Below are 18347 nucleotides of genomic sequence, written 5' to 3'. Positions count from 1 at the left end.
TTAATTATATTAGATGTAATAAATAGCCCGTCAAAGACCCCAGAAGTATGATAACGACGGAGCTTATTTTTCGGAAGCCAAAGGTTAGAAAAAGGCTGATGATTGCAATGGATATCGTCCGCCAGTCGGTTATTACTTCTCTTCCCATAATGATGCAGACCGAAATAATGAGTGCTACCGAAGCAATATTTACTGCATCTAAAAAGGAAGAGAAACGTGTTGATTTTCGTAAAAATTTCAAAATTGGATTCAATAATGCGACGAAAATAAAAGAAGGCAAAAAGACAGCAAATGTTGAGATAATTGCACCCCAAATTCCATTGATTTGATAACCAATAAATGTAACCGAAGACGTAACGGGGCCGGGCGTAAACTGCCCCACGGCAATGGCATCAATCAGTTCTTGGCGACTTAAAATACCTGTGGTCACGAGTTCAGAATCTAAAAATGCAAACAACACATAACCACTTCCGTACAAAACTGCTCCTATCTTTAGGAAAATCCAAAACAGTTTGAGGTTGGTAACAGAAATTGTGGTCATTAAGGGAATGGACAAGAACGGAATCGGGAAAAAACTGTTGAGTGTATGCTTCTCTTTAAGTGATTTATAAAGCATAAATAGTAAACCGAAACCAATCATTAATAAGATTTCATTTTGCACAAAAAATGAAAAAATTAAAACCAATAATCCAACAATAGCCAACTCTTTAGATTTTACAGATTGCTTGCCTAATGGATAGACTGCTGCCAAAATAATGGCAATAATTGCGGGTTTGATACCATAAACAAATGGTTCGACTTGAGGAAGTTGTCCATATATTTTGTACAAATAAGCAAAAATCCCCGTGATAAGTACGGCAGGAAGAATAAAAAGACTTCCGGCAACAAGCATTCCCTTCCAGCCGCCTTTTTCTTTACCAATATGTATGGCGAGTTCAGTACTGTTGGGACCAGGAATTAAATTTGTAGCTCCCATCAAATCAAGAAATTGCTGCTCGGATAACCAATTTCTTTTCACTACAACTTCCTCCCGCATCATAGCAGTATGACCAGCAGGACCACCAAATGCCGTAAATCCCAGTTTCAGAAAAAGTCGGGCAATTTCTTTGATGTTGTTATGTTCGCTCACTAATGAAATCTTTGCGTTAAAATTATTGGTTATTACGGTTCATAATCATTTAATTAATATATATTTTTCCAAAATATATAAGGTCGATAGGTTATATTATTGTAAAGTATTTTGGCTTATCAATATCAAAATTTTTCTTTAATCCCCACCAATCATTTTTGAGGTGACTCCTTTTTTACTGGATAATTCAGCAATGACAATTCCCACAAAATGCAATAGAATAAAAATAGGAAACCAATAAACACCCCATTTATGGACAGCTTCAATATTTTCTTTCCATTGTGGAAAAAATCCTTTTTCAATACAAATACCTGTAACGGCTGAAATAAAAACAAAAAGATAAAAGTACACGTAAGTAAAACCCTGTAACCGTTCTTTAAGTGGTTGATTGCTTTTAAATGGGTTAGGAAAGCGAATACCTTTTACCAACATATAAATTATTCTTGCAAGGAATGAAAATATCATAATGTGGGCAAATACTTCGTGCCACTGCCACATTGGTTCACGAATGCTTTTAGCGATTTCTGTCATCTGCTCTTTGGGTATTGCCGATGTTTTACTTTCAATAATTCCTGTTATGTGATTTTTATTCATCCAGTACATACGAAGAAAACCGGTGAGAAATAACACAGGCATTGTAAAAGCCATTATCCAATGCAAAATTCGATGGATAAGCGTAAAATGAATTTTAATATCTGTTTTCATAATTTAAAAATTTTAGTTCTTTCTTTGAAATAATTTATTCTTCACTTTCATTTTTCAGTGCCATTATCATCTTCAAAAACAATCGTTACCACGGACAATCCAAAGCGTGAAAAACTGCGGAGTTCTATCAGTCCGGGAATGTTGTTGTTGACCTGTTCGATAGGGAAGGTAATGAGGCGTTCCACATCGGGAGCACCCAATGCAGGAGCTACCGTAATTACCTGCACCTGGTTGTTTGTTATATCGGGGACGGCATCAATTGGAAGCTTTCTAACTTCATAAATTCCGTAACAAATAAGGGCAAGTACAAACAGCCCTATGATGAGTTTGTTATTTATTGAAAACTCAATGATTTTATTCAGCATAATTCATTTAATTAATGGTTTTGAGAAATGTGCAATTGCGATAGGCACAGTAAAAAGCCTATCGTTCATTCAAAAAATGATTAACTAAAGCGTGGCGGTTGCCAGATGCTGTTCAGATATGCGTTTGAATAGCTTTGTTGGCTGTAAGCAGGTAATTTTATAGATGTTACAACTAAAGTGTTGTTAGAAATCACAATAGAAGGCGATGCAGCAATGGAAACAACCGACGAGAAGTGACCATCAATAGCCTTAAACGGCAGTTGGTCGTGGTGGTTGTGGTTTTCCCGATGATCGTGATTTTCCCCTTCTGTATAATGCTGCACTAAAAATTTGAAGATGGTAACATCTTTCTCCTCACTGGTATGTTCCAGATAATGTTGTACAAGCATTGGCAATTTCAGTACCTCTCCGAATGCCGTATTTGCACTCAGAAAGGTAAAAAGAAAAAATATTGCCAATAATCTTTTCATACTACAAAGGTATGTATTTATTTAAACGTGTTGATTAGCAACCATTATGTTCTGTTTATTTTATACAAATAAATATTTAGACTAATTAAAATACTGATGATAGTGCTGATAAGAATATTGCAGTTGCGAAACAATTTCATTTGCTTTTATTGCATCTGTTTCATTCTCTAATGTCTTAACTATGTCAAGGTGTGGGTGCAGCCATTTGTGCAGTTCATCGTGGCTTTTTCCGTCCATTGTACAACTTTTTATGAGTTGGCTGTTTTGGTCTTTTAGTTGTTCGGCAAGCGTTTTATAATCCGTCTTTCCGTCCTGAATATAGGTATTAACCAATTCTTCACCTTTCAATACAAAGGGTTTCATTTCTTCGTTCACAAGCCATTTTTCGCCATTGTTGAGTTCAATAGCTTCTGAATTTTCATCGTGATGATGCTCTGCGTGATTTTCAGTTTCCTGATGTGTTGTTGATTTTTCAGTGGAATTATTACAACTCCACAACAACAAAATGCCCATTCCGAATACAATTACTTTTTTCATAATCTGATTATTTCTTTTCAATCATTTTTAAAATTCCCTCTAAAACTGCTGTGCCGTCTTTCATCAGGTTAGACTTATGCCCCGAAAGTTTCCATTTCAAAACCGTCATTCTCATTCCTCCAAGTATAATGGTGGTAAGCGTAGATGCACCTATTAATTTGTTGTATGTTCCGCCTTTTTGTCCTTTTTCGATGTTCTTATTGACGTATTGATGCATTAAGTCCATTATCTCGGAAACCTTATAACTTAATCCTTCATCATAATGAAAAATACTTTCTGCAAAAATCACACTGACAATCGCCGGTTTATTGGTAAATGTTTGTAGTTGTGAATTGAAAATGGCTCTCAATTTATCACCTTCCGTATCGTTTGGTTTGAAGGGAAGAGACTGAATGCGGTTTTTCATTTCGCTTTTGAAATACGACAATAAGCTCAACAAAATTTCATTTTTACTTTTGAAATGTCGATATAATGCGGGTTCAGATAAACCAATGTCTTCGGCAAGTGTTTTAATGGTCAAATTCTGAATTCCAAATTTTGAAATCCTGTTTGTTGCTGCTTCCATTATCTCAATTTGTCTGTCTGTAAATTCTTGCATACTTCTAAAATTAAATGTTAGTTAGTATTCACTCGCAAAGGTAAGTAAACTTTTTAATTCAACAAGTTCTTTACAAAAAAAATGAATTTGTTGTTAGGGCAGGTAAAATTGGCTCTTTTCAAACTTTGGGTGGTGGGTGGGCTTGGTGCGGTTTGCAAATGTGCCAATGTGTGTCAGCTGAAATTATTTTTTAAAATGTGCGGTGGGAAAATTTTTTAAAACCTTTCGGGTCTGTCTGTGTCAAGTTGTAGCGAAACTGTCTGTTTTGTCGTGAATGTTGATAGTAGTACGGTCGTTGTCTTGTCCTGCTATAGGTTGACTCTTTTTTTGTTGTTATGTAATCAAATTTACTCATAAATATTTTTGCAGTTATCGGAATGGTGAAAACTTTTTTAGCCTTTGGAAGGGGCCAAAAAGTTTCCAACATTTCTTAGGTAGCTGCTGCTTAAATAATTTTTATGGGTAGGGGAAGGTCTGTGCCAGCCTTTACTAAAACAACTACAAACGCCCACGAAAACTACTGCCACAAAAAAGCATACATATTCTGTTTGCAAAGTGCCCTGTAATCACCAATCAACAACTCCATAGATAGCAAAGCGGCTACCATCGGTTCCGTTCAACAGATTTTTCATTTCTTGCCCTGCGGGCAAAACGAAAACTTAGTTATTAGGTGCTGCCCTTATTGGTTTCCCTTTAGATTTTCCGCTATAAATCGTTCGCAGTATTCTTTAATTTGCTGTCTGACTTCTCTGAACTGTTCATTAATTTCTTCGTCTGTTCCTGTTGCTTTTGCTGGGTCTGAAAAGTTGTGATGAAACTTTTTTGCTTTAGTTGGAAAAAACGGACAACGTTCTTTGGCATTGTCGCAAACTGTAATGACAAAATCAAAATCAATGTCGAAATATTCATCAATGTTGGTTGACGTATGATTTGAAATATCAATTCCGTCTTCTTGCATTATTGCAATGGCTTTTGGGTTTACTCCGTGTGTTTCGACACCTGCACTGTAAACTTCTGCATTTCCGTTCACAAAATGTCGTAAATAACCTTCAGCTATCTGACTTCTGCAACTGTTTCCTGTGCAAAGCACTAAAATTTTCTTTGTCATTGTTTATAATATTTTCGTTTTAAAAATAGACTTGCTCTGACTAATAATATCAAAACAGGAACTTCAACTAAAGGCCCGATTACACCCACAAAGGCTTGAGGCGAGTGTATGCCAAATACCGCAATGGCGACCGCAATTGCCAATTCAAAGTTGTTGCCAGTAGCTGTAAATGCAATAGATGCATTTTTATCATAAGGGACTTTTAGAAATTTACTAATGAAAAAACTCACGAAAAACATGAGTACAAAATAAATGATTAATGGTATCGCTATTTTTATGACATCTAAAGGCAACTCCAATATTTTGTCGCCTTTTAAACTGAACATCAGCACAATGGTAAACAGTAAAGCATACAATGTAATAGGCGATATTTTTGGAACAAACTTTCTATTATACCATTCAATACCTTTCGATTTCACTAAATAATAACGGCTCACGAAACCAGCAAAAAAAGGAATGCCTAAATATATCAAAACGCTTTGTGTAACTTCTTTCATTGAAACACTTACATTGAAATTAGCAATCCCTAATTTATTGGGCAATATGTTGATGAAAAGCCAAACGAAAAAACTGTAAGTCAATATCTGAAAGATACTGTTTAGGGCGACCAATAATGCCGTGTATTCTCTGTTTGCTTTTGCCAAATCACTCCACACAATAACCATTGCGATACACCTTGCCAGACCAATTAAAATTAATCCCGACATATATTCGGGTTCGTTTCGTAAAAACAGAACGGCTAAACCAAACATCAAAACGGTCCCGATAACCCAATTTAATATCAAGGAAATGGCAATTACTTTTTTGTCTTTTAGAGCTTTAGGTAACAAGCTGTAATCTACTTTTGCCAAAGGTGGATACATCATCAATATCAATCCGATAGCCAACGGCACATTGGTTGTGCCAACTGAAAGGGAATTCGTAAAGGTTGAAATGTTTGGAAAAAAATTGCCTAAACCAATGCCAATAAGCATTGCAAGGAATATCCATAGGGTCAGATAACGGTCGAGAAATTTTAATTTTGGTTGCATAGCTTATACTTAACAGCATCCACCACCTGGTGTGCAAGAAGCATTTTGATTTACAGATAGTTCGGATAAATTCTTCTTTACTTTCTCGGACGGAATTCCACACGCATCTTGTGCTAAACAAGCAGTTGTTTTGTTTTGCAAAATGAAATTTGTTCCGTCAAAAGCCAACGCATATTTTCCAATTGTGTCACTTTGATATTCTACTTCAATTTCTGCATCTTCAATGCCTAATTTTTCTTCGGAAAGTTTAATGATGTTTAAAAGTTTAGCAGGTTTTAAACGATGTTCAAAATCATCGGCATTCCATAGCTGAAAATTTACGGTTTTTTCTGTACGAATTACTCCACCACAATCAATGAAGTTTTTTGTAATCATTCCGACTTCGGTTACGTGAAAATGTTCTGGAACGAAAGAGCCGTTTTCCAATTTGAATGTTACATTTTCTAAGGTTGGTAAAAGTGCTTTTACTTGTGATAGTTTCATTTTTGTATTATTTATATGATTAACAACAATTGTTGTTTTTTAGGGTAAGTTTTGCCGAAATATTTGTAAAATATTTTTGCAGTTCTTCAATAGTATTTTCGTCAATGCAATAGCAAATCGTGTTACCTTCAATGGTTCCCTTAATTAGTTTTGCATTTTTAAGTTCTTTTAAATGCCTTGAAACAGTTGGCTGTGCTAAAGGAAGTACATCAACAATATCTCCGCAGATACAAGTGTCAACTGATAATAAATATTCTATGATAGCCACTCGAGCAGGATGTCCCAATGCTTTTATAATGTGAGCAATTTCGTGTTGGCTGTCTGTAAAATCCTTTGGTTTTGTTTGTTCTATTTCCATTTCTATATTTCTATATTGCAATATTACGATAAAGATATTAGTAGTCAATTATTTTTTGAAATAAATTTCAACTGTCTATAAAAGTTAAATAAGTTTGATTTTTTAGAGTATTGTCGATTTATGTACGAATGTTCGATAGGGTTGCACCTAACGTTTTGGGGCTTTGCGATGGCGGGGAGTTTTAGCACTGAACGTTATTAGATGCACTAAGCTTGAATTTAGGACTTCACTTTCATAGAAGCACAAAACCCCCGCTTTTGCAAAGCGGCTGTTGTGTACAGTTTTCATGTGTTATTATTTATTTTTATGGGTCACATGGAATACGCCAGATTGGTTATAATATCATCTTCGGTTGGTGATTTGTTCCAATCATGGCTATTTCATCTCAAAATATCGATAACTGAGATTTTGTTGTAAACTCTTCAAGAAATTTCATCCCTTTATATGAATTTCCTTTTTCATTCAATTTCGGACTCCAAACTGCAATCGCATAATGATTTGGATGGATTGCAACAATCCCTCCTCCAACACCACTCTTTCCAGGAAGTCCAACTTTAAAGGCAAATTCTCCAGATTCGTCATAAAAGCCACAAGTTTGCATTAGTGCATTTATTCTTTTGCATTGGCTTTTGGTAAGTATCGAGTTGTTAGCAAATATGTTACAGCCATTGTTTGCTAAAAACAAAAATAATTCTGAAAGCTCTTTGCAATTCATTTCAAGAGAGCAAAGATCAAAATAGAAGTCAAGAACATCTGAGGGTTCATTTTCAATATTTCCAAAGGATTTAATGAAATTACATAATGCCACATTTCGAAATCCTACGCTTTTTTCTGAAGCAGCTATTTTGCGTGAATAGTTTAATTCTGAATTATTGGAAATGCTTCTAATAAAAGATAAAAATTCTTCTTTTGGGTTTTTCAGATTGCTAAGTAGAATATCTGAAATAACAATTGCTCCAGCATTTATAAAGGGATTTCGAGGTATGCCTTTATCTGCTTCAAGTTGAACTAGAGAATTAAATGCTGTTCCTGAAGGTTCTACTCCAAGTCTTGTCCAAATTTTCTCGCCAAGAATACTATATGCTAAGCTTAGTGAAAGTACTTTTGCAATACTCTGAATCGAAAATTTTTCGTTAAAATTGCCAATACCAAAATTAGTGTGGTCAATTGTTGATATAAATACTCCAAAACTTTCCGAATCAACGTTAACCAACTCAGGAATATAAGATGCCAATCGTCCTTTGTCATCTGTATTTTTAACCTCTTCATAGGTTGCCCTAACTATTTCTTCTAAATTCACCTCTTTTTTAATTTAATTGTACACAACGGTCTCGGCTATGCGTAGTGCGGGATTTCAAGGCACTTCACTTTCCGTTTAGCTGTTAGTTTATTTAATGTAATTACTTTCATATCAGCACTTTCGCCCGCATTACGCTTATACATTGTTGTGCAATCGTGCTTTCTCTTCGGTCGTCCGTGGCGTTGGGGCAGACACACTCTTTGCCAAGCTTTGGTTTGAGCGTGGGCTTGTGCGGCTTGGTAATGTGTGTGGCTTTGAAGCGGGGATTAAACATGGTCAAATTTTAAGTTCGTTAGTAATCTGTCTAGTTGTCCATTGGGTGATTTGTACCCAACCACTATATTTTCGCTTAGACTTAGAATTGTTTCATTTTTATGAATGGCAGTTTCTCTCGTCACTCTTGTAATGTCTATCGCAAAGGGTGAAACAATCAGCAATCTGTTTTTCTCTATATTTTCAAGCCAACTTTTGTCCCAACGCTTTTTTAGTCCCCTGGGTAATACCAATACAAGCGGTTGTTCTCCCTTCAATAGAATTTCAAATACATCTCGTTCAATTTGTGAGTGATTACCACAGACCACACAGTTCCCTTTGTTTCTTTGAAGCTTAGCCCATTCGTAACTTTTGAGGACGACTTCTGCCGGGCATTTTCTTGAACTTAGAAAGCCTGTCTTGTGATGTTTCAGTATGTCCTTGTTTCCGAAATATTCCATTTTATAACGGTCTATTTATCCTTTAGCAAAGCAGAAAACTTTTTAGTTATTTCATAGCCTCCTGCTCTATTTGATCCTTTGTACTCTATTGCATTTAATTGTTTCAATATTGAAATGTGGCGTTCTAGTGTTTTGTAAGGCTTGTTAAGCTTTTCAGCAATTTCAGAAGCTCTAATACTTTTTTCCGTGAGAATTATTGAAACGATCTGTGTCATGGACTCTTTTACACCCTCGGTTATTCCCTCAATTACTCCCTCAGATACTCCCTCTTCAATCAGTTTGGTTATTCCCTCAGTTATTCCCTCAGTTATTCCCTCATTGTAGTTAAAAGGTACTATCACATCAGGAAACGTTACCGAAACAGTATTGTCTTTCACCTTCCAAGTAGGTGATTTAAAACCTAATTTATTGCAATGAGCAATCATCTTTACCGTTCCGATACCAATCTTCTCTATCCAACCTCTTAAAAAGAAAATGTGGGCAATGTCAGGATTGACAGGAATCGACAAATGATCTTCAGACAACGACTTAACACTTATACCCTTTGGCAAACTACCGTAACTGTTAACCTCTAATTTATCAGGATAAATGTTGATGGCTATACTACTTGAAAACGAAGAATAATCCCGATGAACAAAAGCATTTAAAATGGCTTCTCGAATAGCAAGTCTTGGAAAAGACGCTTTGTCTGTACGGGTCCATTTGGTTGATTGAAACGAACTGGAAACGCCATAAGCTAAATCAAAGAAATCAGTTATTTGTCGGATAGATTTGAAAAGGTTGTCATCAAATATTTTATCGTACAAAAGGGCTTCACCTGTTTTATCGGTTTTAAAAACAGATAGGCGAACTCTTACTTGAGGGAAATACTTAACAGGTTGCTTTCCAAATAAAACAACTGCTGCATTGGTAAAATCACCATTTTTATAAAGTCCATACTTACTCAAAAATTGCAAGGGATTGTCAGGTAAGCTTTGCTCGCGACCGGTATTGTTTGCATCTTTCATGCAATCCAACACTTCATTCAAGTCAATATCTTCTACATCTACTTCAATGGCAGATTTGCTTTCCCAACGTTGGTTGCGATCGGTTTCTTTATGAATCAAGTCCGCCAATTGCTTGGAGTTTGCTTGAACTGTTTTAGCTCCTAAACGATAATATACACCGCCATTATAAATGTATGGCTGGTTGGTTCCTTTCCAAACGGAAATAACCAAAACATCCATTTTATCAACTTTTTGAATATCCACTGAAATTGCAGGTTCGGGTACAATTTCAGCTATTAAAAAGTTTTGGAATTCTGAGGCTATTTTATCTGCATTTTTTAGCCCGATTACTTTTTGAGAGTCTTCAACACCAATGACCAAATGGCCACCATCTCGATTTAAAAAAGAGCATATTACTTTGGCAGACTCCTCTTTGTTGAAGGTAGCTTTAAACTCCAATGTTGCAGATTCTTTCTTCTGCAAAATGTCTTGTATATAGTTTACATCACCTGTTTTCATACCGTTTTCATTTTTTCGATGATGTCGAATATTCTATCCATTTTACCAAATTGCGTTTCAATAACCTTTTCAATGTCCTTGATATTGAAATACTCATCTGCCCAATGGCCAACTCGTTCTTCGGGTGGAATGTCATTCAAAATGGTATCGTTGTACATGTCAATAACCCGAATGTCATCCATCAATTTATTGGGTCTATAGGCAAATGTTGGATTTAATGTTCCATCTGGTAAATACCTGTATTGCTTTAGCAGTACTCTTGCCACCCGAATATCTCGATGAGCTACAAACCACCTTGGCTTTTTCAGTTCAATGGCCTTTTTCATCTCTTCGTGGGTAATGGACGTATCTCCAATCACACCTGTGCCGTAATTTGGTCTGATGATTCCAAAAAAAGCATCACAATTTTCAACAGCAGTAAGGCAGTTTTCCAAATTGGATTTTGATGGGTCAACAGGCATGGTTTTGTAATGTGAGCTTATAGGCTGATACCCCATTTGCTCAAAAAGACCGCATACACGTTCTACCTGGTCTTCATATCCCAAGACTGAAGAAGCTACCATGATTTCTATTTTTCCATCTGCTGTCATCGTTATAATGTTATTGTATGCTTATTCCTCATCCTCCTCACTTTCATCTGCCTCCCCAAACAAGGCCTTGCCCATGCGGTACTTGATATCGTAATTGATGATAAAATCCAACTCCGCCTCCGTAAAACCGTAATGCTCTGCTAATATCACATCAATACAATCAATAAAGGGCTTTGATTTTTTCGGGAAATATTCATCATATTCAACTTGTCCTGTTGATTTATAATTTGCTTTTTTCCGGTTTGTCTTACTTTTTAGATCAATCATAAGGGCGTTTACTGCTCGTATTAAATGCTCGTAATCTTCATTTTGATTATAGTCAAATGGGAAGTTACCAATTACCGTCTTTGTGAAATTGTGACCGTCTGAGGAATTAATGTAATACCAGTAGAACAAGGTGCTGTTGAGAATGCCAACGAAAACGTCTCTATCAAATTCATTACTTAAATAGTAGTATTTATCACCAGTGCTTTCAGATACATTTTCTCCCCAAAAATGTGATTTATAATTTAATATTTTGCCAAAATAGCCGTATCCATATCCATAATAAACAAAATTTTCATTCTTACCTTTCGGTAGTTCGTGAAAAGAAATTGTTTTCTTTTTAGACCACAACTTTTGAATTATATTATGTTCTAAGCTATTTGAAACTTTCAGCACACAATACGGCAACCTTGAGTTGTCATTATTTGTATAATTAATATTTTGAAACATGTCATTTCTATGCTCAGAATAGAATTTTATATAACCAGTTGTTTTGATGAATTTGGAATAATCACCTTTCTTTAAAATGTTTATCACAACTCGAATATGTTCTAATCCATCAAATAGCTTTCCTGGCCGGTCATCAAAAAAAGCAATTGATGATATTTCTGCCCTTCCTAACCAGAGGTTCTGGAAACTCGCCATCCTTGGGGTACAAAAAGCTGACATTTGAATAATCATACCATTGTAACCAGAGGTAGATTGGAATAGTAATGATCTTTCAATTACAAACGCATACAAATTACCTGAGGAAATGCATTCAATGTTTTGTAATGAATATTGTTTTTTGGTTTTTGAATACTCAACATAAGGCGGATTCCCAATAATGCAATCAAAACCACCATTAGCGGCAACAATCTGATAAAATTCTGCAAACCAATGAAAGGGTTGGTGGCTGTGTAGCCAAGCTTCATACTCCTTGGGTTTTCGCTCGGCATCTATGCCGTAGTTGGTAGCAAGATAGACGTTAAGTTTATGGTTGAGTTCTTTTAGCTTGGCTACCAATTGGGCTTTTGTTTTCTTAAAACTTTCACTCCCTTGGTCGGTCATTAATTGACTATCTTGAAATCGCTCAAAGGCTTGTGCCGTCAATTGAAATTCTTCCTTAAATTCTTCTAATTTATCGGCAGCAAAGAGAGGCTCTTTCTTTTGTATGGTTTGCAGCAGTTCGTTTTCAGTGGCAAAACCAATCAGGGTGTTTCCTGCACGGATGTTAAAGTCTATATCGGGTAAAGGTTCTAATCCAAAGTTGTCTTTTCGGGGATTTACATCTACGGTGGCTACCAATTTTAAGAACAAACGCAGTTTGGCAATTTCCACCGCTTCGTTCATAATGTCCACGCCATATAAGTTGTTCAGGATAATGCTCTTAAAAATGAAGTATTGCAGATTGGGATGTTGGTCGCTTTTTACTTCCGCAAGTGTTTCTTCAAAGAATTTGTGTTTGCCCGGTTGTTCGGCTACAAACTGCTCCATGCGAATGATGCAAGCTTCATAAAGCGGTTCTAAAATATTGAGTGCTGCAAACAAAAATGCACCTGAACCACAAGTTGGGTCAAGTATCGTAATCTTATTGATGGCTTTGTAGAAATGACGGATAAAAGCAGCATCCTCTGTATTCTCAATAAAGTCTTGGGTAAACTGACGGATATTGAGGTTGTAAGTAATAAAATCGTTGATGTGGTTGATTTCGCCTTTTTCTATTTTGGACTTGATGTCTGCAAAGCGTTTTCTGCGTTCAATCAATTCACGGTAAATCTCGGTTGGCAGACCAATTTCGGCAGGTGTTTTTTGGTTCCATGCTTGGCGGACTTCCCACAAATGCGGTTGGGTGGAGGCTACTACTACTTTATCCTCCAAAGGGTGATGAATGCCTGTTTGAACATCCTCAGGTAAATCGGCAAACAAATCATCGCCCTCAGGAATTCCGTGTTTTACTGCATCGTAGATGTAGGTATTGCCACTGTCTTTTAAGAACTGCCAAAGCTCAGCATCCGGTTTAAAAGCTTCTTTGTAATGCCGTTCGGTTTCGTCAAACAGAAACGGAATGATGGTGTTTTTGCCAATATAGTCGGTAATGTCTTCTTTGGTGTAATAAGCACCCATGGCTGCCCGGTCGTTGATGTACTTTTCAAAAATGTAACCAATTACATCCGGATTGATGTCTTTACCGGTGGACTCGATGCTGCTGTCCAGATGCCAATTCCATTGGTCAAAAAAGTTAAAAATCTTTTTGAAGGCATCATCATCGATTTCAATTTGGTCAAATTGGCGTTCCAATTCGTGCACATCAAACAAACCACCATTGAGGTAGGGAATTTTGCCCAAATCAACTGGCAATTCCGATTTGCGCTTGGTTTTTGGTTTGCCCAAACCGTCATGAAATAGTTCCAATAAAAAGCTGCGGTAAAAACTGTAGAAATTCGTTTGCCCTTCGAGTTCTTCACATCGCTTGAGCTTGTTTTGCAGGTAATTCAAATCTTGGTCAAGAAAACCCTTCTTTTGGATGAAGTAGCAAAACATCAAGCGGTTAAGCATTAGTGAAGCATACCACTGTTTATTCTGGTTTTCCTTGTTGCCAATGTGGTCGTCAATGCCTTCAATAAAATCGAGAAAAGCAACATGCTGCTTCTTAAACTCGGTGTAGAATTTTTTGGTGACCTGCTCTGAGTTTTTGGCAAAATTTTCCGAGACACGTTGCTTTACGTCAACAATGGTGATGGTTTCTTCTTCATCCAAAGTGAACAGAAGGTTCTTCATCCTTTGGAACAAGCCTTCCACATCCTGGTGACTGTACCAACTTACCTCACGTACTTGCTTCGGTTTGTTTTCTTCCTTAAATGCTAATTGCCAAATTTGGTGCTTTTGGTCTTGATCAGCATAGATAATCAAGTGTTCAAAGTAGTTTTTGGCCACTTTGTTTTCAATCTGTTTACGAATGTTGCTAACGGGAATTTTTCCATTAGGCAGTGGCGGACAAAGCAGAATGACAAAACCTTTTTTCTGTGCCACACCTTTGAGCATAAAGGCATCATCATTAACGGCAACAGGCAATTGGTTGTTAAATGTGTCCCATCCTAACTCATTGAAGAGCGTTTCGAAATCAAAATCCTTGATGTAGTTTGTAAATGTCTGTTTCTTCATACTACTTGATTTTTAATCCCATGGAACAAATGATTTGTGGCTCTTTTTGCTTGCTATCATCATCACCAATCAAACTTAGCTTGACATCTTCCCGCAATGACACCACAAGGTTCGCTAATTCTTCATCGGTAATGCCTGTTTTCAATTGACGGTTGATGGTTTCACGCGCAAACTCGCGCATAGGGTAATCGTAAATATCCTGAATAGCACGCTTGAGTTCTTCGGTTATCCAAAGCGTACCTTCATTTTGTGATGCATAACGTTCCAATCGATTGTAAGCCCGATAACGAGCACCTGTTTTTTTGCCCAACTGTCCGCCTACTTTGGCTTCCGTTTCCTTAATGTGATTGAGTCCGAATTTTACCAATTCATGATGTTTTTCAAAGCGCTCTAAAGGTTCAACATCAGGGCCACATTTCACCGCTTTGAGAATTTGAAACTGAGACTGAGTAACGATTTTATATTTTTCGTCCACCCAAGCCAAGATGTCATTTTCATTGTGTGTTTTGGTGTAAACAATGGAACCGTTTAACTTTTGGTCTTCACTTCCTTTCTTGGTGGCATAAATCACATCGGGTAAATCGGGAATAGTTTTCGCTAATTCAGGTTCGGCATCAATGGCATTTTTCCAAATTTGGTAAGCGTAAGAAGCTAAGTCCACTTCAATATCTTCTTCCTCATCTAATAAGCCTGATTTTTCGTTGTATAAATCGGCTATATTCACTGGGTCACCTTCAAAAAATACTTCATCAGATCCTACTGTTTCTGCATTTTGCTTAATGCGTTGTTTTAACCTTCCTCTGAGGTTGATAATATTTTCTATTCCATCTTCAGGTAAAAATGAATAGCACAAAATTTCATGGTGCTTTTGGCCAATTCTATCCACACGACCTGCTCTTTGGATGAGCCTAATAAGTGCCCATGGCAAATCGAAATTGAGTACAATATGAGCATCCTGTAGATTTTGACCTTCACTCAAAACATCAGTCGTGATAAGTATACGAATTTCTTGCCCTTTCGGAATATCCTTCTCGTTGCTTCTGGGACTGAATCGATGAGCAAAGGCTGTAGGATTTTCATTAGCGCCTGTCACACATTCTACTTTTTCAAGTCCTCTTTTCTTTAAGGATTGATAGAGGTAGTTAGCCGTGTCGGAAAACTGAGTGAAAATCAATATTTTTTCGTCCTTGTGTTTTTTGGTAACAAGGTTGTAAAGTGCATTTAGCTGGCGGTCATTTTCTTGATGCCAATCTTTACCTAATTTCAACACACTCATGAGTTCTTTGCTGTCGCCAATGAGATCATTTTTTAATTTCTCATTAAACAACTGACTTCTAATCCACTGGTATTTAGATTTCTTGGCGAACAGTGAATCATAATATTTTTCAGCTCTTTCAAGATACTGCTTTTGAGTGGTCAAAATTTCGGAATTGTCGTCATCTTCATTATCTGAATCCGAATACATGAAATCATCTATCAAACCTGCTTCCTGTTTGCCAATAGGAAAAGGTAAGTCATTTTCTATGGCATAAATAAATAGATAATTCCGAAGAATATGTCGGCTAATGGAAAGTAAAAATGAGTAACCGCTACTTTCCAAGCGTTTGAATAAGTTGGTTCTTGCAAAACCAATTAACCTTGTACCTGCACGACCAAGGTTCTCTTTGATGATAATTTCCTCGTTCGTAATGGTTACACTCGGTGTTTTGTTTTCATAGCCTTCTTGCCCTAAACCATAGCGAGGAAGAATTAAATCATCTATGGCATCAACTACCTTCTTGGAATACAATTGTGCATATTGGTCTTTGGGATCTTTTGGGTCGAAAACATACTCTACTTTTTTAGGTAATCTGTCCGGAAAGTAGGATCGTGTACCATCGGGAAATTCAAGATACTTTCGTCCCACCTCATGGTCGTCAATTGCATAATTCGATTTAATAAAACTACGTGTTCTTCTTACCAAAAAGAGTCGCATCAATTCAGCCCAATCGTCAGAAAATGGACTTTTTTCAAATGCAGGTATGGATGTTTCCGAAACTTGGTGATTGGCTAAAAAGTGAACTCTGCCGCCAATGCTTTCAATGTATTGTTCGGGGCTAATTCCCAAATTGTACTCTTCGTCTAAAAACAATCGCAGTTGATTGCTTAAATCGAGATACGTCTTGTTATATGGCGTTGCTGTTAGCAAGATAACCTTACTATCATTTAAATGGATATATTCTTGAATCGCACGATATCGTTTCCCGTCCCGATTTCTAAGATTGTGGCTTTCGTCAACAATAATCAGTCGGTATCTTCGCTCATTGGCCAATTTAGTTTGAGCCTGTGTAACTGAAATTACTTTTGCTCGCAATTGGAATTTGTGGACATAATCACGCCACATTTCCACCAAGTTTTTCGGACAGATGATTAAAGTTTCCAGGAAAAAATCATCCTCAAACATTTTGGCTAAAGCCGTTGCGGTAATAGTTTTTCCTAAACCAACTACGTCTCCAATGATAACACCACCTCGATGATGCAAATGATGGGCAGCTACCTTAACTGCACTTTGCTGATAGGGAAGAAGGGATTTTTCAAAAACCTTGGGAAGTTGAAATTCTGAAATTCCTGCTCTTGCTTCTCTTGAAAGATGATAGGCAATTTTCAAATAGACATGATAAGGGGAGTACAGTTTTTCAGTTGCCCAACTTTCGTCAATGATTTGAGCCAACTCTTCTGTGATATCAATGCTCCACCTGTCTTCCCAACGGTCTTGATACCATTTAGAGAGTTTTTTTGCGGCATCACCTTCAACAACGTCAACATTCAGTTCACCTTGTTTGCTAATACCTGCAAAAGTTAAATTCGAGCTACCCACGAAACCAATGGTTGGGCTATTATAGTCGTCACGATGAGCAAGGTATAATTTGGCATGAAGGGTATGCTTTAAGTGAAGCTTCACAACTACTCTCTTTTGCCTTAATTGTTTGGAGAGTTTTTTTAAGGCGATTTCATCTTGATTGGTTGGATTACCTATGACTAATTGCTCTTTAAACTCCTTTGCAATCTTCTTTTTTAGCTCAAGTGCAATATTGTTGTCTAAAGCTTTTTTTTCGTTTGAAAAGAAGTCTCGAATTTCTTCCTCAGGTAATCTCTGCATCCCAATCAATACTCGGCAATGGTATTTAGTATCATCATCGAATTCTTCCGGTATATGTCCACCCGGAAGTTTGTCAATCACACTGGCAACTTTTTGCCAACCTCTTAAATTGAAGTAGCCAATGCAAAAATCTGCACGTTCCGATTTTGCCAAGGTTTTATTTAGTCCTTCCTCAAGGTGTTTCTCAATGTTGTCGAATATTGTTGGCATACTATCTTTCTTCTTTTATTAAATCTTTGACTTCTACATCAAGTATTTTGGCAATTTCGAAAAGTACTTCAAGTCTTGGTTGCTGTCGGTTCTGCACGTATCCGTTGACCATATTGTAACTCTTTCCAAGTTTTTCAGCCAACCATGTTTGTTTTATTCCTTTCTCTTCGAGTACTTTCTTTATTCGGTTCATGTCCGTATAAATTTAAGTCGCTAAAATAGCCCAAAATTTTCGTTTATCTCATTTTTCAATATACATTTCGTTCGTTTCATTGTTAGTTTGTCCGAGCGTTGGCAAAAAAATATGCTCTTTTGGTTTTTTGCGTTTGGTTGTGTGTCGGCAAAAACCAAATGTGCCTATTTGCGCGTTGGCTTTTTCAGCATGTTGCACAACGTTTTGGCGCTTGGCGATAGTGTGGGATAAATTGGACGAAAGGTTCAATTTAGTACGAACGTGAGCCAATGCTGTGAGCCGTTGGCTAAATTACAAAAAATGCCAATGCAAACAGCATTGGCGGCTAAAAAGCACAAATGTTGAATTTAGCACTTCTGCCCGCATTTCGCCAAACCGATGTGCTTGTTGCACAACTCCCCATTATCAAAAAAAATGTGTATCTTGTTGTATGCAAGGACGGAAGAAATTTACCCCCAAACTATTCTATCAAACCAGCTTAGAGAACTTGGTTCCAGAAAATGAT

Annotated in this window: 16 protein-coding genes and 1 pseudogene; all 17 read right to left on the bottom strand. The window is 36.9% G+C overall.

Going from position 1 to position 18347, the window contains the following annotated elements; all coding sequences use genetic code 11:
• Positions 1 to 4: 4 nt before the first annotated feature.
• Positions 5 to 1129: a chromate efflux transporter gene (chrA, locus tag WBF63_RS00235; RefSeq protein ID WP_424367674.1), complete on the bottom strand. Its 1125-nt coding sequence runs from the start codon at positions 1127 to 1129 to the stop codon at positions 5 to 7.
• Between the two features lie 138 nt (positions 1130 to 1267).
• Positions 1268 to 1834, bottom strand: coding sequence for a cytochrome b/b6 domain-containing protein (locus WBF63_RS00230; RefSeq protein ID WP_424367673.1), 567 nt, complete (start codon positions 1832 to 1834; stop codon positions 1268 to 1270).
• A gap of 65 nt (positions 1835 to 1899) precedes the next feature.
• Positions 1900 to 2199, bottom strand: a pseudogene (locus tag WBF63_RS00225) (efflux RND transporter permease subunit); the annotation flags it as partial.
• 80 nt (positions 2200 to 2279) lie between these two features.
• The gene (locus tag WBF63_RS00220) at positions 2280 to 2669 is read right to left on the bottom strand and encodes a hypothetical protein (protein ID WP_424367672.1); all 390 of its coding nucleotides are present in this window, start codon (positions 2667 to 2669) and stop codon (positions 2280 to 2282) included.
• An 81-nt stretch (positions 2670 to 2750) separates the two neighbouring features.
• Positions 2751 to 3206, bottom strand: a complete 456-nt coding sequence (locus WBF63_RS00215; protein WP_424367671.1) for a hypothetical protein — start codon at positions 3204 to 3206, stop codon at positions 2751 to 2753.
• A gap of 7 nt (positions 3207 to 3213) precedes the next feature.
• Complete coding sequence (locus tag WBF63_RS00210; RefSeq protein ID WP_424367670.1) at positions 3214 to 3804, bottom strand: TetR/AcrR family transcriptional regulator; 591 nt, start codon at positions 3802 to 3804, stop codon at positions 3214 to 3216.
• A gap of 679 nt (positions 3805 to 4483) precedes the next feature.
• Positions 4484 to 4912 (bottom strand): arsenate reductase ArsC, encoded by a 429-nt coding sequence (locus tag WBF63_RS00205; RefSeq protein WP_424367669.1) that lies wholly within the window; start codon positions 4910 to 4912, stop codon positions 4484 to 4486.
• Positions 4909 to 5943 carry an ACR3 family arsenite efflux transporter gene (gene arsB, locus WBF63_RS00200; RefSeq protein WP_424367668.1) on the bottom strand — a complete coding sequence of 345 codons (1035 nt, stop codon included), beginning with the start codon at positions 5941 to 5943 and terminating at the stop codon, positions 4909 to 4911. The genes WBF63_RS00205 and arsB overlap by 4 nt, the downstream gene beginning before the upstream one ends.
• Before the next feature lie 9 nt (positions 5944 to 5952).
• Complete coding sequence (locus tag WBF63_RS00195) at positions 5953 to 6426, bottom strand: DUF6428 family protein (RefSeq protein WP_070486568.1); 474 nt, start codon at positions 6424 to 6426, stop codon at positions 5953 to 5955.
• Between the two features lie 19 nt (positions 6427 to 6445).
• Positions 6446 to 6778 (bottom strand): ArsR/SmtB family transcription factor, encoded by a 333-nt coding sequence (locus tag WBF63_RS00190; RefSeq protein ID WP_424367927.1) that lies wholly within the window; start codon positions 6776 to 6778, stop codon positions 6446 to 6448.
• A gap of 391 nt (positions 6779 to 7169) precedes the next feature.
• Positions 7170 to 8084: a glutaminase gene (locus tag WBF63_RS00185; RefSeq protein ID WP_115620122.1), complete on the bottom strand. Its 915-nt coding sequence runs from the start codon at positions 8082 to 8084 to the stop codon at positions 7170 to 7172.
• A gap of 266 nt (positions 8085 to 8350) precedes the next feature.
• A complete protein-coding gene (locus tag WBF63_RS00180; RefSeq protein ID WP_424367667.1) occupies positions 8351 to 8797 on the bottom strand; it encodes a DNA-binding protein in 447 nt (148 codons plus the stop codon).
• Between the two features lie 11 nt (positions 8798 to 8808).
• The gene (locus WBF63_RS00175) at positions 8809 to 10302 is read right to left on the bottom strand and encodes an RNA-binding domain-containing protein (RefSeq protein ID WP_424367666.1); all 1494 of its coding nucleotides are present in this window, start codon (positions 10300 to 10302) and stop codon (positions 8809 to 8811) included.
• Positions 10299 to 10892 carry a DUF4062 domain-containing protein gene (locus tag WBF63_RS00170; protein ID WP_424367665.1) on the bottom strand — a complete coding sequence of 198 codons (594 nt, stop codon included), beginning with the start codon at positions 10890 to 10892 and terminating at the stop codon, positions 10299 to 10301. The genes WBF63_RS00175 and WBF63_RS00170 overlap by 4 nt, the downstream gene beginning before the upstream one ends.
• A gap of 21 nt (positions 10893 to 10913) precedes the next feature.
• Positions 10914 to 14300 (bottom strand): Eco57I restriction-modification methylase domain-containing protein, encoded by a 3387-nt coding sequence (locus WBF63_RS00165; RefSeq protein WP_424367664.1) that lies wholly within the window; start codon positions 14298 to 14300, stop codon positions 10914 to 10916.
• Between the two features lies 1 nt (position 14301).
• Complete coding sequence (locus WBF63_RS00160; protein WP_424367663.1) at positions 14302 to 17649, bottom strand: helicase-related protein; 3348 nt, start codon at positions 17647 to 17649, stop codon at positions 14302 to 14304.
• 1 nt (position 17650) lies between these two features.
• Positions 17651 to 17842, bottom strand: coding sequence for a helix-turn-helix transcriptional regulator (locus tag WBF63_RS00155; protein WP_424367662.1), 192 nt, complete (start codon positions 17840 to 17842; stop codon positions 17651 to 17653).
• Between the last annotated feature and the right edge of the window lie 505 nt (positions 17843 to 18347).

Source organism: Moheibacter sp., assembly GCF_049672845.1.
Taxonomy (GTDB): Bacteria; Bacteroidota; Bacteroidia; order Flavobacteriales; family Weeksellaceae; genus Moheibacter.
This window is presented reverse-complemented; position numbering and strand designations above follow the sequence as displayed.

Excerpts from the sequence above, each read along its gene's own strand:
- WBF63_RS00230 (WP_424367673.1), bottom strand. The coding sequence starts at position 1,834 with ATGAAAACAGATATTAAAATTCATTTTACGCTTATCCATCGAATTTTG.
- WBF63_RS00220 (WP_424367672.1), bottom strand. The coding sequence starts at position 2,669 with ATGAAAAGATTATTGGCAATATTTTTTCTTTTTACCTTTCTGAGTGCA.
- WBF63_RS00215 (WP_424367671.1), bottom strand. The coding sequence starts at position 3,206 with ATGAAAAAAGTAATTGTATTCGGAATGGGCATTTTGTTGTTGTGGAGT.
- WBF63_RS00210 (WP_424367670.1), bottom strand. The coding sequence starts at position 3,804 with ATGCAAGAATTTACAGACAGACAAATTGAGATAATGGAAGCAGCAACA.
- WBF63_RS00205 (WP_424367669.1), bottom strand. The coding sequence starts at position 4,912 with ATGACAAAGAAAATTTTAGTGCTTTGCACAGGAAACAGTTGCAGAAGT.
- arsB (WP_424367668.1), bottom strand. The coding sequence starts at position 5,943 with ATGCAACCAAAATTAAAATTTCTCGACCGTTATCTGACCCTATGGATA.
- WBF63_RS00195 (WP_070486568.1), bottom strand. The coding sequence starts at position 6,426 with ATGAAACTATCACAAGTAAAAGCACTTTTACCAACCTTAGAAAATGTA.
- WBF63_RS00180 (WP_424367667.1), bottom strand. The coding sequence starts at position 8,797 with ATGGAATATTTCGGAAACAAGGACATACTGAAACATCACAAGACAGGC.
- WBF63_RS00175 (WP_424367666.1), bottom strand. The coding sequence starts at position 10,302 with ATGAAAACAGGTGATGTAAACTATATACAAGACATTTTGCAGAAGAAA.
- WBF63_RS00170 (WP_424367665.1), bottom strand. The coding sequence starts at position 10,892 with ATGACAGCAGATGGAAAAATAGAAATCATGGTAGCTTCTTCAGTCTTG.
- WBF63_RS00165 (WP_424367664.1), bottom strand. The coding sequence starts at position 14,300 with ATGAAGAAACAGACATTTACAAACTACATCAAGGATTTTGATTTCGAA.
- WBF63_RS00160 (WP_424367663.1), bottom strand. The coding sequence starts at position 17,649 with ATGCCAACAATATTCGACAACATTGAGAAACACCTTGAGGAAGGACTA.
- WBF63_RS00155 (WP_424367662.1), bottom strand. The coding sequence starts at position 17,842 with ATGAACCGAATAAAGAAAGTACTCGAAGAGAAAGGAATAAAACAAACA.